Origin of the sequence: Saccharomonospora amisosensis, assembly GCF_011761185.1 — a bacterium.
Classification (GTDB): domain Bacteria; phylum Actinomycetota; class Actinomycetes; order Mycobacteriales; family Pseudonocardiaceae; genus Saccharomonospora_A; species Saccharomonospora_A amisosensis.
Genome location: NZ_JAAOYM010000001.1, coordinates 2,577,338 through 2,590,488, shown reverse-complemented (window position 1 = coordinate 2,590,488; position 13,151 = coordinate 2,577,338). Strand labels below are relative to the sequence as shown.

The following is a 13,151-nucleotide window of genomic DNA, read 5'->3' as shown; positions in this document are numbered from 1 at the left end:
GTTCGGCGTCGGTTTCGCACCGATTCCCGGTCACGGCTGCTGAGCAGCGGATTCACGTCTGCGAACGAGCAATGCCTGTGATCCGGTCGCCACCTGCCCGCCCTCGTCGTGCAGCGTGCTCGTGGCCGTGCCCACCCCGGCGGGCCCGACCACGGTGGCAGCGTCCAGCCCGATCCACTCGCCGATGGGCTCGCGCAGGACATGCACGGTCAACTCCGGGTTGATGAACCACCACTGGTTCGGGTCGAGCCGGTTGGACACACCGTTGCCGGAATCGGCGACGGTGAACAGCCGCTGTAGCGCGCTGGGCTTCTCCCCGTCGACGAGTGGGAAGCGCTGCCGGGCCCAGACCGCAGCGGGACCGGGGTCGCACAGGTCACCCTTGGCCGTCCTCCATTCCATGGCGTGCAGGTAGCCACCCAGCCAGTCCGACGGCCACCGCGCCGGTCCGCAGTCCGCCACCGGCGGCAGCGGCGCCGAGGCACCCGCCGAGACGGCACCGGTGTCGTTACTGCTCAACCGCCAGGCCGAGGCGCGGGCAACGGTACGGGAACCCGCGGTCAGCTCCGCGCTGAGCAGCTCGACCGACCGGCCTGGGCGCTCCAGCCGGGCGGTGACGGTCAGCTCCCGCAGCGGCGCGGGCCCCAGAATCTCGATGGTGACCCTGCCCAGTTGCGTCTCCCGCTCGGCGGGAACCCCTTCCAGCGCGCGGACGAGCAGCGCCGAAGGCGGACCGAAATGCTGCGCCTGTGGCGTCCACGGCCCGGAGGTGTGCTCGGTGGGCTGGAACCGGCCCTGCCCCAGCGGCAGGTAGAACGCCTCGGCCACGATGGTCTCCTTCGCCCTGTGCCGGAACAGGTCAGTCGGCTCAGTCGGCCCGGTCGAGCACCGACTCCTCCCCGGGGTCGGGCTCGGGCCAACCCGGATATTCTGGCGGCGTCCCGCCGAAGGCGGGACACAGGGCCTGGTGAGAGCACCAGTCGCACAGCTTGCTCTTGCTCGGCCGGAAGTCACCTGTCCTGCCCGCCCGCAGGATCGCCTCCCAGATCGCCTCCAGTGTCCGTTCGAAACGCAGCAGCTCCGGCTCGTCGGGGGTGTAGGCCAGTGCCTGCCCGTCGGTGAGGTACATGAGCTTGAGCTGGCTGGGCACCACCGCGCGCAGCCGCCAGAGCACGACCGCGTAGAACTTCATCTGAAACATCGCCTTGGCCTCGCCAACCTGCCTCGGGGCGGCGCCGGTCTTGTAGTCCACCACCCGGATCTCGCCGGTGGGGGCGACGTCCAGCCGGTCGATGTAGCCGCGCAGCAGCACACCGGAACGCAACTCGGTTTCCACGTGCAGCTCGCAGGCCTCCGGATCCAGCCTGCGGGGGTCCTCCAGCTCGAAATAGGCGTCGACGAGCCGGCCTGCGGAGTCAAGCCAGTCTCGCATCTCCGCCGTGGAGTCCTGCGCGAACAGTTGCGTCCATTCCGGGCATTCAGCCGAGAGCTGCTCCCAGGTGGGCGCGAGCAATTCTCGTGCGCGTTCGGGGACCCGCTGCTGGCGGGGCAGCGCGAACAGCTGTTCCAGCACCGAATGCACCAGCGTTCCCCGCACCTGCGCCTTGGTCGGCACCTCCGGCAACCGGTCCACGGCACGGAAGCGGTACAGCAGCGGACACTGCTTGAAGTCGCTCGCTCTGGACGGCGAAAGGGCAGGCCGTCGCAGCCCGTCGCGCGGTGACACGGTGACGGTGCTCGTGGTGGTGGTGGTGGTGTCGATCGCGCCCTCTGCCATGCCTGGGAGCGTAATGGCACGGTACGACAACACGCCGTGACCCGGCGTGGACGTGATCGACCACGGGAGGTAACGAGCGCCCAACGCCGGACGTTCTACCCTCTCCTGGTGGACGCGAGGAGCGAGGTCGGCGGAGCCGGGCGGCGGCGCCCCGTCGCGGCGGAAGGTGGCCTGCTGCTCTTTCGTGTCGGTGGCGTCCCCGTGCTGCTGGCCCCTTCGTGGTGGATCGGTTCGCTGATCGTCGTCGTGCTGTACGCGCCGCTGGTGTCCCGGCTGCTGCCTGAGGCCGACGCGGCCACGTCGTGGACGCTGGCCGCCGCGTTCGCCCTGCTCCTCGGACTTTCGGTACTGGCTCACGAACTCGGTCACTGCCTGGTGGCGCTGCGGCTCGGCCTTCCGGTACGCAGGCTGCGGTTGTTCCTGCTGGGAGGACTGTCCGAGGTGGCGCGCTCACCGCGGCGGCCCGGCCAGGAAGGGCTCGTGGCCATAGCGGGTCCCGTGGTGTCGGTGCTGCTGGCGGTGTTCTGTGGCGCGCTGCTGCCTGCCTTGCCGCCGGACGGCTCCACCTGGCTGCTTGTGGCCCAGTGCGCAGTGGCCAACCTCGCGGTTGGGCTGTTCAACCTGCTGCCGGGGTTGCCGCTTGACGGCGGGAGGCTGCTGCGGGCGGGGGTCTGGGCGCTCAGCGGCACGAGGGCGACCGGAACCAGGGTCGCGGTGGCCGGTGGCGGCCTGGTGGCTGTGGCGCTGCTGGTGTGGGCCCTGTGGGGGCTGGCTGTCGGCAGCGAGGACAGGTGGCTGCGGCTCGGTGTCTGTGTGGTGACGGCGTGGTTCGTGGCCACCGGCGCCACCGGTGAGTTCGCGGCGGAGGACCGGCGCGAGTGGCCGGACGGGCTGCGACTGGCCGACCTGATGCGACCGGTGCTGCAACTCCCGGCGGAAAGCCCGGTCGCCGCGGCGCTGACCGCTTCGGCGGGCAGGGGAGTAGTGCTGGTGCGCGCCGACGGGGTGGCGGCCGGGTTGCTCGACGAGGCCGCTGCCGAGCGGTTGGCGGCGGACTCGCCGCAGTCTCCCGCCGAACAGGCGGCCGAGCCGATTCGGCCGGAGACGGTGTTGTTGCTTTCGGAGTCTGGGGCCGACATCGCCGAACACGTGCGTGAGGTGCCCACCTGGCAGTTCCTGGTGGTGGACACCGACGGCAAGCCCGCTGGGGTGCTGCACCGCGACGACCTGCGAGCGGCCCTGTCCGGTCGCGTCGGGTACACCGCCTGAGCCGGGTCGGGCGCGGTCTGCCACGATCGACCGTTGATTCGGGTCGCGAAGGTGGAGGTGCGGTGTCAGCAGGGCCGTTTCGTGAGGGTGATCGCGTGCAGTTGACCGATCCGAAGGGACGGCACTACACCATCGTGCTGGAGCCGGGAGCGCAGTACCACACGCACCGTGGTGTGCTGGCCCACGACGACCTGATCGGTCGGCCGGAAGGCTCGGTGGTCACATCCGGTGGCGGTACGAGCTACCTGGCGCTGCGGCCGCTGTTACCGGATTACGTGTTGTCGATGCCCCGTGGCGCGCAGGTCATCTACCCCAAGGACGCCGCGCAGATCGTGATGTGGGGTGACATCTTCCCCGGGGCCAGGGTGTTGGAGGCGGGGGCGGGCTCTGGCGCGCTGACCTGCTCGCTGCTGCGGGCCGTGGGAAGCGAGGGAACGGTCACTTCCTACGAGTTGCGTGCCGATCACGCCGAGCACGCCGAACGCAACGTCGAGCGGTTCTTCGGTGAGCGACCAGCGAACTGGACCTTCCACGTCGGCGACGTCGCCGCGCACGAGGGTGAGGTCGACCGGGTGGTGCTGGACATGCTGTCCCCGTGGGAGGTACTGCCGGGTGTCGCGGCCAGCCTGGTGCCGGGCGGGGTGCTGGTGGTCTACGTGGCGACGGTGACGCAGCTGTCGACGGTCACCGAGGCGCTGCGGGAGCAGCGCTGCTGGACCGAGCCGCAGTCGTGGGAGACGTTGATGCGGCCGTGGCACGTTGTCGGTCTCGCGGTGCGGCCGGACCATCGCATGGTGGCGCACACGGCGTTCCTGCTCACCACTCGCAGACTGGCCGAGGGCGTAGCCCCGCCTCGGAGGCAGCGCAGGCCGAGCAGGGGTTGAACGGTGGGCGGGCGGGCCGCGACGAGCGGCCCGCCCGGTTGTGCCGGGCTCCTGGCCGGACAGCTGTGTGTCGGACTGGTATCGGGCTGCTTGTATCGGGCTGCTTGTGTCGAGCTCAGCCCGGCCCCGCCAGGCACCACATGCCGCCCTCGGTCCTTGTCTTGAACGTGACGTCCTCGCTGCGGCCGCCTTCGGTGACCGTGAAGTCGATCGAGCCGTTCTCGCCGTCGTCGCGCGCATCGAGGAGTTCGGCGGAGGTGTCGTCGCGGAAATCGGGCTCGTCCACGCCGCTGATGGTGCGGCACACCATGTCGACCATCGAGGTGCCGTCGTGGTCGTTGATCGCGCTGATCAGCGACTCGGCGAGCAGTTGGTTGGATGGCTGCCCGCCGGGTGCGGGTTCCTTGCCGTCGTCGGTGGGTCCGGAGGTGTTCGGTGGCTCGGAGGTCGGCTCGGACGCCGACGTGTCCGGCTGCTCGGTGGGTGTGGCCGAGGCGGGGGAGCCCGTCGCCACCGGACCCGGTCCGTCTGTCCGCTGCTCGTCGTCGCCCAGCAGCAGCACGAGCGTGATGGCTCCGCCGACGAGGGCGATTCCGGCGATCACCAGACCGACGATGAGACCGGTGCGCTTCTTCGGAGGGGGCGGTTGGCCGGGTCCGGAAGGAAAACCGGGCGGCTGTGAAGCGCCGGGCGGGCCAGGTGGGCCAGGTGGGCCGAATTGGCCGAATTGTTGTGTGCCGCCAGGTCCACCTCCACCGGGTGGCGGGTGTCCACCTGGTTGTTGCCCCCATGCGTTGTGTGGTCGGTGTTGTGGCTGCCATCCCGGAGGTTGCGGCGGATACGTCACGGTTGCCCCCTAGTGCTGTCTCAACCTGCGGGTATCTCACAGCCCGCACCGATTCGGTGCGATCGTAGCGGCGGGGCGTTGGCCCGTTTCCCTTACCCTGCCTGATGACCGTTTTGTCCGCGGTGGCAAGGGGAAGACCGGCTGGAGAGTCGACTCATCCGGCACCGGGTACTCCGCGGCGACCGAGCGACGCGCCGATCCTGTAACGCGGATAGGGCTTTTCATGTCGGTGATCGCCGGTACCGTGGAAGCAAATGCATTCCGAGGAGGTGCCGAAATGCAACACGACCTTCCCGGAGGTCGGCACGACGAGGCCGACTCTTCAGAGACGAGCGGAGCTACAACCGCGGGAACGCAAGCGAGCGAGCAGGCACGGCAGATTCGCTTCCTCGAGGAAGAGGTCGCCCTCCTGCGCCGCAAGCTCACGGATTCGCCGCGGCAGAACCGGGTGCTCGAGCAGCGGCTCGCCGAGGCGACCGAACGGGTGAGCCAGCTGACCGAGCGCAACAACAAGCTGGTGGAGACGCTACGTGAGGCGCGCAGTCAGCTGATGGCTCTGCGGGAGGAGGTCGACCGGCTCGCGCAACCTCCGAGCGGCTACGGAGTGTTCGTGGCCGCGTACGAAGACGGCACGGTGGACGTCTTCACCGCGGGCAGGAAGATGCGGGTGTCGGTTTCGCCTGCGGTCGAGGTGGAGACGCTGCACAGGGGCCAGAGCGTCCGCCTCAACGAGGCCCTGACGGTGGTGGAGAGCGGCGGATTCGAAAGCACCGGGGAGGTCTGCGCGCTGCGTGAGGTGCTGTTGCCGGAGACCGAGGGCGGCAGCGCGCGGGCGCTCGTTGTGGGCCACGCCGACGAGGAGCGGGTGGTGTGGCTGTCGGACCCGTTGGCCGATCAGACGCTCAAGCCCGGTGACTCGTTGCTGGTGGACTCCAAGGCGGGCTACGCGTACGAGCGTGTGCCCAAGGCCGAGGTGGAGGACCTGGTCCTCGAGGAGGTTCCCGACGTCCGCTACGAGGACATCGGCGGGCTCTACCGGCAGATCGAGCAGATCCGCGACGCCGTGGAGTTGCCGTTCCTGCACTCGGATTTGTACCTGGAGTACCAGTTGCGGCCGCCGAAGGGCGTGCTGTTGTACGGGCCGCCCGGATGCGGAAAGACGCTCATCGCGAAGGCGGTGGCGAACTCGCTGGCCAAGCAGGTGGCGCAGGCACGTGGCGACGGGGCGGCGGCCGACGCCAAGTCGTACTTCCTCAACATCAAGGGTCCCGAGCTGCTGAACAAGTTCGTGGGGGAGACCGAGCGGCACATCCGCATGATCTTCCAGCGGGCGAGGGAGAAGGCGTCCGAGGGCACTCCGGTGATCGTGTTCTTCGACGAGATGGAGTCGATCTTCCGCACCCGTGGCAGCGGCGTTTCCTCCGACGTGGAGACCACGATCGTTCCGCAGCTGCTTTCGGAGATCGACGGTGTGGAGGGGCTGGAGAACGTCATCGTGATCGGCGCCTCCAACCGCGAGGACATGATCGACCCGGCCATCCTGCGACCGGGCAGGCTGGACGTGAAGATCAAGATCGAGCGGCCGGACGCCGAGGGCGCGAAGGACATCTTCTCGAAGTACCTCACCGCCGACCTGCCGATCCACTCCGACGACCTGCTGGAGTTCGGTGGCGATCGGCAGGCGACGATCGACGCGATGATCCAGCACACCGTGGAGCGGATGTACGAGGAGACCGACGAGAACCGCTTCCTGGAGGTCACCTACGCCAACGGGGACAAGGAAGTGCTCTACTTCCGCGACTTCAACTCCGGCGCGATGATCCAGAACATCGTGGACAGGGCGAAGAAGTCGGCCATCAAGTCGGTGCTGGAGACCCAGCAGCCGGGGTTGCGTGTGCAGCACCTGCTCGACGCGATCGTCGACGAGTTCGCGGAGAACGAGGACCTGCCCAACACCACGAACCCCGACGACTGGGCGCGTATCTCGGGCAAGAAGGGCGAGCGGATCGTCTACATCCGCACGCTGGTCACCGGCAAGAACCAAGAATCCGGCAGGGTCATCGACACGGCGACCAACACCGGCCAGTACCTGTGACACCGCGCTGAACCTCAGCACAGCAGTTCGCCCCGGCCGCGCTCGCGGCCGGGGCGAACTGCGTTCGAGCCGACTGGCCATTCTGTATAACGTCCTATACGGTTGGGCTTTGTGAGCGATTACGAAATCGACAACGACGCCACACCGTGTCCACCAACACCGCGCCCATCACTGCGCGCACCGGTCACCGACGCCGACGTCCTGGCGTGGCTGGAAGAGATCGCCGGCGCGGTGCGGGCGGGGGAGGTGGAGGCGGCGGAGCTGATCGGCGTGCTCGGTCAATTGCGGCAGGCGGCAACGGCGCTTGCCAATGCGTCGGACTGGGCGCTGCTCGCGGCAAGGGAGGCCGGTGCCAGCCTGCGCCAGATCGCACCGGTGTTCGGCAAGGGCTACGTGCGGGCGCCCGCGGCGCGGTTGGAGAAACTGCATCGGCAAGTGCTGTCCGCCGAGCAGTTCCTCGAGTTGTTGCGCCGCTCCGACAGCGGCGGTTCGGGCAGCGGCGGTTCGGGCAGCGGCGGTTAACCGGGCGCCGAGTCGGCGGTGACGGCCCCAGAAAAAGTCGTTTGGGCGACTAATGACTGTGCTACCGTTTGGGGCATAAACATTAGTCGCACTAACAGGTGTGGCTGAGCGAACCCATTCGGAGCTGAGACTTCATGATCGAACCGTTCCACATCGACGTGCCCCAGGCCGATCTCGACGACCTGGCCGACCGGCTCGTCCGCACCCGTTGGCCCAACGAGATCAGCGATGCCGGGTGGGACTACGGGTTCCCGCTGGGACGGCTTCAGGAACTCGCCGACTACTGGCGCACCGGCTACGACTGGCGCCACCAGGAGGCCAAGCTCAACAAGCTCGCGCACTTCACCACCCAGATCGACGGCCAGAACATCCACTTCGTCCACGTCCGGTCGCCGAAACCGAACGCGCTAGCGCTGATCCTCACTCACGGCTGGCCCGGTTCGTTCCTGGAGTTCCTCGACGTGATCGAGCCGCTGTCGCGCGACTTCCACCTGGTGATCCCGTCCATCCCCGGATACGGGTTCTCCGGGCCCACCCACGAGCGCGGCTGGGATGTCGCCCGGGTGGCACGGACCTGGGCCGAGCTGATGCGCCGCCTCGGATACGAGCGCTACGGCGCGCAGGGCGGCGACTTCGGCGCGGGCATCTCGCTGGCGCTCGGCGCGCTGGCCCCGGAGCGGGTCGTCGGGGTGCACGTCAACTACCTGCCGACCCGGCCTGCGCCGGACGCCGACATCGAGCTGTCGGCAACGGACGAGGCTCGGCTGGACAAGGTCAGGCGATTGCTGGCGAATCGCCCGCCGTACCAGGCCCTGCAGGCGCTCACCCCGCAGACCATCGGCTACGCCCTGACCGACTCACCGGTCGGGCAACTCGTCTGGATCGCCGAGCGCTTCGCACAGTGGACGGACCCGCGGTCGCGGATCAGTGACGACCGGCTGCTCACCAATGTCTCGCTGTACTGGCTGACCGCCACCGCGGCGTCCTCGGCGCGACTACACCACGAGGCGCCGAGGCGAAGCGAACCGTGCCAGGTGCCGGTTGGCGTGGCGGTGTTCGCGCACGACATCACGCAGTCGGTTCGACCACTGGCCGAGCGGCTGTACGACGTCAGGCACTGGTCGGAGTTCGAGCACGGCGGCCACTTCGCCGCGATGGAGGTGCCCGAACTGCTCGCCGAAGACGTTCGGGCCTTCTTCCTCGGCAACAGCGACCACCGGCAGCCGCCACCACCCGAAATCGATGTATAACGTCCTATACGACACCGCCGTGTGCGAACACACCTCACGACGACGTCCTCGGTACCGTCTCCCACATGACCAACACCGCAAGGATCGCGGTGGGGCTCGCCGCCCTCGGCAGGCCCGCCTACCTCAATCTCGGTCGAACGGCGGCCCTGCCCTCGCACCGGGACGTCGAGGCAATGCGGTCGGCGACCTACGCGGTGCTCGACCGTGCCTACGCCGCGGGTATCCGGCGGGTCGATGCCGCCCGCTCCTACGGCCGGGCCGAGGAGTTCCTCGCGGCCTGGCTCGCCGACCGCGGCCACACCGACGTCATCGTCTCGAGCAAGTGGGGATACCGCTACGTCGGGCAGTGGCGGCTGGATGCGCGGGTCCACGAGGTCAAGGAGCACTCGCTGGAGCGCTTCCGCGAGCAGTGGGCGGAGACGGCGGCGCTGCTGGGTGACGTCATCACGCTCTACCAGGTGCACTCACTGACCGCTGACAGCGGGCTGTTCACCGACGAACCACTGCTCGAGGCGCTGGCCGAGCTGGCCGATCGCGGCGTCGCCGTGGGATTCACTACCTCAGGGCCGGGGCAGGCGGAAACGATCCGGCGGGCGCTCGAACTACAGGTGGCGGGTGTCCGCCTGTTCAGTGCCGTGCAGTCGACCTGGAATCCGCTGGAAACCTCAGCAGGCCAGGCGCTCGCGGACGCGCATGCGGCCGGAGTGCTGGTGCAGGTCAAGGAAACACTGGCCAATGGCAGGCTCGCCGTCGAACCACCTCGCCGGTTGACTGAACTCGCCGAAGCCCACGAAGTGTCCACCGACGCGGTGGCGCTGGCCTTCGTGTTCGCGCAATCGTGGGCCGACGTTGTGCTGCTCGGCCCTGCGGGCCCCGAGCAGTTGGCCGCCAACCTCGTCGGCGCGCAGCTCGCGCTGGACAGCGAGGACCTGGCCGCACTGGCCGAACTGCGGGAGGAACCCGAACGCTACTGGTCCAGGCGATCGGGTATGCACTGGCAATGACTAGTGTCCGAGCCGTGCGTGCGGTACCGGTGTTGATCGCCGCGGTTACGCTGCTGGTGACGGGTGGGCTGGCCGGATGTAGCGAACGGCAGGTCGACTCGGACAGCGGCGCCGAGTCGACCTCGGCCGCCACGCGCCCGTCCACGACCGCGCCGCCGCAATCGCAGGCCACCACACCCGGCGCGGACCCGGCCGAGGTGGAGCAGGCCGTGGAACGGGCGGTACTCGGCGAGCAGGACCTCGCGGGCGAGGGAGTCCGGGCTGTCGACCCACCCAGCGTGGCGAGCGGATGCCTCGCCGCCGTACCGGTGGGCCTGATCGGTCGACAGCGCACGCTGCTGCGGTGGGAGTACCCCACAGGGTCCACGCTCGACCAGCTGGTCACGGGCTACGTCGATCGCCCCGCGGCCGACGTGCTCAACGGCAGGGTGCGCTGCCCCGGAGCGGAGTTGACCCTGCCGAGCAGGCCCGACGTCCAGGCGCATCGCGGCTGGTGCGTCGACAACACCTGCACGCTGCTGCTCGCCTCGGGCCAGGTGCTCTCCGGCATCCAGGTCAGTGCCGGTGAGCAGGTCAGGGCGAGGGAGGCCGTGCTGCGAATGGCCCCGATAGCCGCGGCCAAACTCCCGGCCAACGACTGACACCGGCAGCGTCGATCTCACGTCGATCTCACGTCGATCTCACTCCGCCGGAGCAGCACCGGCGTGCGGGCGGACGGGTACACCGGCGCGAAGACCCGTACGCTTGGTGCCATGCGGCGGATCATGGGAACCGAGGTGGAGTACGGGATCGCGGTGCCGGGCGATGCGACGGCGAACCCGGTGCTGACCTCCACCCAAGTTGTGCTGGCCTACGCGGCGGCCGCGGACATCCCGCGAGCACGCAGGGCCCGCTGGGACTACGAGGTGGAGTCGCCGCTGCGCGACGCACGCGGGTTCGATTTGACGGGACCGGGCCAGCAGGGCCCCGACCCCGATGTGGAGGACCTCGGTGCGGCCAACGTCATCCTGACCAACGGTGCGCGGTTGTACGTCGATCACGCCCACCCGGAGTACTCCGCGCCCGAGGTGACCAACGCGCGGGACGCGGTGATCTGGGACAAGGCCGGAGAGCGGGTCATGGAGGAGGCGGCGATCCGGGCCGCCACCGTACCCGGCCAGCCTCCGCTGCAGCTCTACAAGAACAACGTCGACGGTAAGGGCGCCAGCTACGGCACCCATGAGAACTACCTCATGGCGCGCTCCACGCCGTTCACCGCCGTCATCGCCGGGCTGACGCCGTTCTTCGTGTCCAGGCAGGTGATCACGGGCTCGGGCCGGGTGGGCATCGGCCAGCAAGGTGAGGAGGCGGGCTTCCAGCTTTCCCAGCGCGCCGACTACATCGAGGTCGAGGTGGGGCTGGAGACCACGCTGAAGCGCGGGATCATCAACACACGGGACGAACCGCACGCCGACGCCGACAAGTACCGCAGGCTGCACGTGATCGTCGGGGACGCCAACCTCGCCGAGTACGCGACGTTTCTGAAGCTGGGCACGACGGCGCTGGTCATCGACATGATCGAGCAGGGGGTGCGCTTCGACGACCTCAAGCTGGACGAGCCGGTGCGCGCCGTGCACGAGATCAGCCACGATCCGACGCTGAAGACCACGGTGGAGCTGGCCAACGGGCGCAAGTACAGCGGCCTGGACCTGCAGTACGCCTATCACGAGATGGCGGCGGAGCATCTGGAGCGAACCGGGGCCGACGAGCAGTCCAAGGAGGTGCTGCGGGTCTGGGGCGAGGTGCTGGACGCGCTGGCCCGCGACCCAGCCGAGTGCGCCGACCGGCTGGACTGGCCCGCGAAGTTGCGGCTGCTGGAGGCCTACCGGCAACGGGATCAGCTCGGCTGGGCGGCGCCTCGGCTGCATCTGGTCGATCTGCAGTACTCCGACGTGCGGCTGGACAAGGGCCTGTACAACCGGCTGGTCACGCGCGGTTCGATGAAGCGCCTGGTGAGCGAGGAGGAGGTGCAGGCGGCGATCACCAACCCGCCGTCGGACACCCGTGCCTACTTCAGGGGAAGGACGCTGGAGAAGTACGCCAACTCCATCGCCGCCGCGTCGTGGGACTCGGTGATCTTCGACGTGGGCAAGGAGTCGCTGGTGCGCATCCCCACGCTGGAGCCGCTGCGGGGTACGAAGGCGCACGTCGGCAAGCTGCTGGACGAGTCGGAGACGGCCGAGGAATTGGTGGAGGCCCTTACGACATCGGGGTGAGTGTGAAGATCACCGGAGGATCACCGAACCCCCGAATGCGGGTAGGTCTGGGTAGTCTAGAGGCCAACGGCCACACCGGGAGGCGAGCATGGCTCAGGAGAAGGTTGAAAAGCACGGTGGCGGCGACTCCGACGACGATGTCGAGGCTGGTGCGCCTGCCGGCCAGGAACGCCGCGAGAAGCTCGGCGAGGACGTGGACACGATCCTCGACGAGATCGACGACGTGCTGGAGGAGAACGCCGAGGACTTCGTGCGTGCCTACGTGCAAAAGGGCGGGCAGTAGGGTCGAAAGACGCCATCCCATAAGCTTTCTGACCGCACTGTCGTCCGCCTCGTCGATGGGAACTACGAGCACGCATGGAACACACTCCGCGCAACTCGGGCTTCGCGCTGCCCGCTGCCTACCTGTCGTCGACAACGTCGTCGTTCGCCGATTTTCTGAGGGCGCAGGCTCCTGAACTGCTGCCGAGCAAGAAGCCGGACGGTGTGCTGGCGCCGGGCAGCGCCATCGAGCCGCCGCACGGCACGACCATCGTCGCCGCTACGTTCAGCGGCGGCGTGCTGATCGCCGGTGACCGCAGGGCCACCACCGGCAACATGATCGCCACACGGGACCTGGAGAAGGTCTACGTCACCGACGCGTACTCCGCGGTCGGCATCGCGGGCACCGCCGGTATCGCGCTGGAACTCGTCCGGCTCTACACGGTGGAGCTGGCCCACTACGAGAAGATCGAAGGTGTTTCGCTTTCGCTGGACGGTAAGGCGAACAAGCTGGCGAACATGGTCAAGGGCAACCTCGACGTCGCGCTGGCCGGTCTGGCGGTGCTGCCGCTGTTCGTCGGCTACGACATCGATTCCGCCGACCCCAAGCGTGCGGGCAGGATCGTGTCGTTCGACGTGACCGGTGGCCGGTACGAGGAGACGGCCGGCTACCACGCCGTGGGGTCGGGGTCGGTACTGGCCAAGTCGTCGTTGAAGAAGCTCTACGATCCCGATGCCGACGCCGAGGCGGCCACCCGCGCGGCGGTGGAGGCGCTCTACGACGCGGCCGACGACGACACCGCCACGGGCGGGCCCGACCTGGTGCGCAACATCTACCCGACGGTGGTCACGATCACGGCCGAGCATGGCGCCGTGAAGACGCCGGATGAGGAGACCGCGACAATCGCGCGGGCCGTGGTGGAGAGCAGGTCCGAGCGGCCGGGGCGGCTCGGCTGACTTTCGGACCGTTGATGACAGCGTTGATGA

General features: G+C 68.6%; 13 protein-coding genes. 10 read left to right on the top strand and 3 right to left on the bottom strand.

Annotated features, from left to right (window positions below; translation table 11 throughout):
• Positions 1–30: 30 nt before the first annotated feature.
• On the bottom strand, positions 31–828 hold the full coding sequence (locus FHU38_RS12670) for a thioesterase family protein (protein ID WP_167170625.1): 798 nt from the start codon (positions 826–828) through the stop codon (positions 31–33).
• Between the two features lie 40 nt (positions 829–868).
• Positions 869–1,777 carry a RecB family exonuclease gene (locus FHU38_RS12665; RefSeq protein ID WP_167170622.1) on the bottom strand — a complete coding sequence of 303 codons (909 nt, stop codon included), beginning with the start codon at positions 1,775–1,777 and terminating at the stop codon, positions 869–871.
• A 108-nt stretch (positions 1,778–1,885) separates the two neighbouring features.
• On the opposite strand from FHU38_RS12665, the gene FHU38_RS12660 reads away from it, so the two are divergent.
• Positions 1,886–3,046, top strand: a complete 1,161-nt coding sequence (locus FHU38_RS12660) for a site-2 protease family protein (protein ID WP_313886756.1) — start codon at positions 1,886–1,888, stop codon at positions 3,044–3,046.
• A 62-nt stretch (positions 3,047–3,108) separates the two neighbouring features.
• Positions 3,109–3,930, top strand: a complete 822-nt coding sequence (locus FHU38_RS12655) for a tRNA (adenine-N1)-methyltransferase (RefSeq protein WP_167170620.1) — start codon at positions 3,109–3,111, stop codon at positions 3,928–3,930.
• Positions 3,931–4,045: 115 nt separating this feature from the next.
• Here FHU38_RS12655 and FHU38_RS12650 read toward each other — a convergent pair whose 3' ends face one another.
• The gene (locus tag FHU38_RS12650; RefSeq protein WP_167170617.1) at positions 4,046–4,534 is read right to left on the bottom strand and encodes a hypothetical protein; all 489 of its coding nucleotides are present in this window, start codon (positions 4,532–4,534) and stop codon (positions 4,046–4,048) included.
• A gap of 520 nt (positions 4,535–5,054) precedes the next feature.
• On the opposite strand from FHU38_RS12650, the gene arc reads away from it, so the two are divergent.
• The 8 genes from arc (at position 5,055) to prcB (ending at position 13,121) form a co-directional block, all read left to right on the top strand.
• Positions 5,055–6,872 carry a proteasome ATPase gene (gene arc, locus FHU38_RS12645; RefSeq protein WP_167170614.1) on the top strand — a complete coding sequence of 606 codons (1,818 nt, stop codon included), beginning with the start codon at positions 5,055–5,057 and terminating at the stop codon, positions 6,870–6,872.
• A gap of 111 nt (positions 6,873–6,983) precedes the next feature.
• Positions 6,984–7,394, top strand: a complete 411-nt coding sequence (locus FHU38_RS12640) for a hypothetical protein (RefSeq protein WP_390623274.1) — start codon at positions 6,984–6,986, stop codon at positions 7,392–7,394.
• A 134-nt stretch (positions 7,395–7,528) separates the two neighbouring features.
• A complete protein-coding gene (locus FHU38_RS12635; protein ID WP_167170611.1) occupies positions 7,529–8,644 on the top strand; it encodes an epoxide hydrolase family protein in 1,116 nt (371 codons plus the stop codon).
• A gap of 65 nt (positions 8,645–8,709) precedes the next feature.
• A complete protein-coding gene (locus FHU38_RS12630) occupies positions 8,710–9,648 on the top strand; it encodes an aldo/keto reductase (protein ID WP_167170608.1) in 939 nt (312 codons plus the stop codon).
• Positions 9,645–10,289 (top strand): hypothetical protein, encoded by a 645-nt coding sequence (locus FHU38_RS12625; protein WP_167170605.1) that lies wholly within the window; start codon positions 9,645–9,647, stop codon positions 10,287–10,289. The genes FHU38_RS12630 and FHU38_RS12625 overlap by 4 nt, the downstream gene beginning before the upstream one ends.
• A gap of 111 nt (positions 10,290–10,400) precedes the next feature.
• Positions 10,401–11,903 carry a depupylase/deamidase Dop gene (gene dop, locus FHU38_RS12620; RefSeq protein ID WP_167170602.1) on the top strand — a complete coding sequence of 501 codons (1,503 nt, stop codon included), beginning with the start codon at positions 10,401–10,403 and terminating at the stop codon, positions 11,901–11,903.
• A gap of 88 nt (positions 11,904–11,991) precedes the next feature.
• A complete protein-coding gene (locus tag FHU38_RS12615) occupies positions 11,992–12,186 on the top strand; it encodes a ubiquitin-like protein Pup (protein ID WP_009154458.1) in 195 nt (64 codons plus the stop codon).
• Positions 12,187–12,260: 74 nt separating this feature from the next.
• Positions 12,261–13,121, top strand: a complete 861-nt coding sequence (prcB, locus tag FHU38_RS12610; protein WP_167170598.1) for a proteasome subunit beta — start codon at positions 12,261–12,263, stop codon at positions 13,119–13,121.
• Positions 13,122–13,151 lie beyond the last annotated feature (30 nt).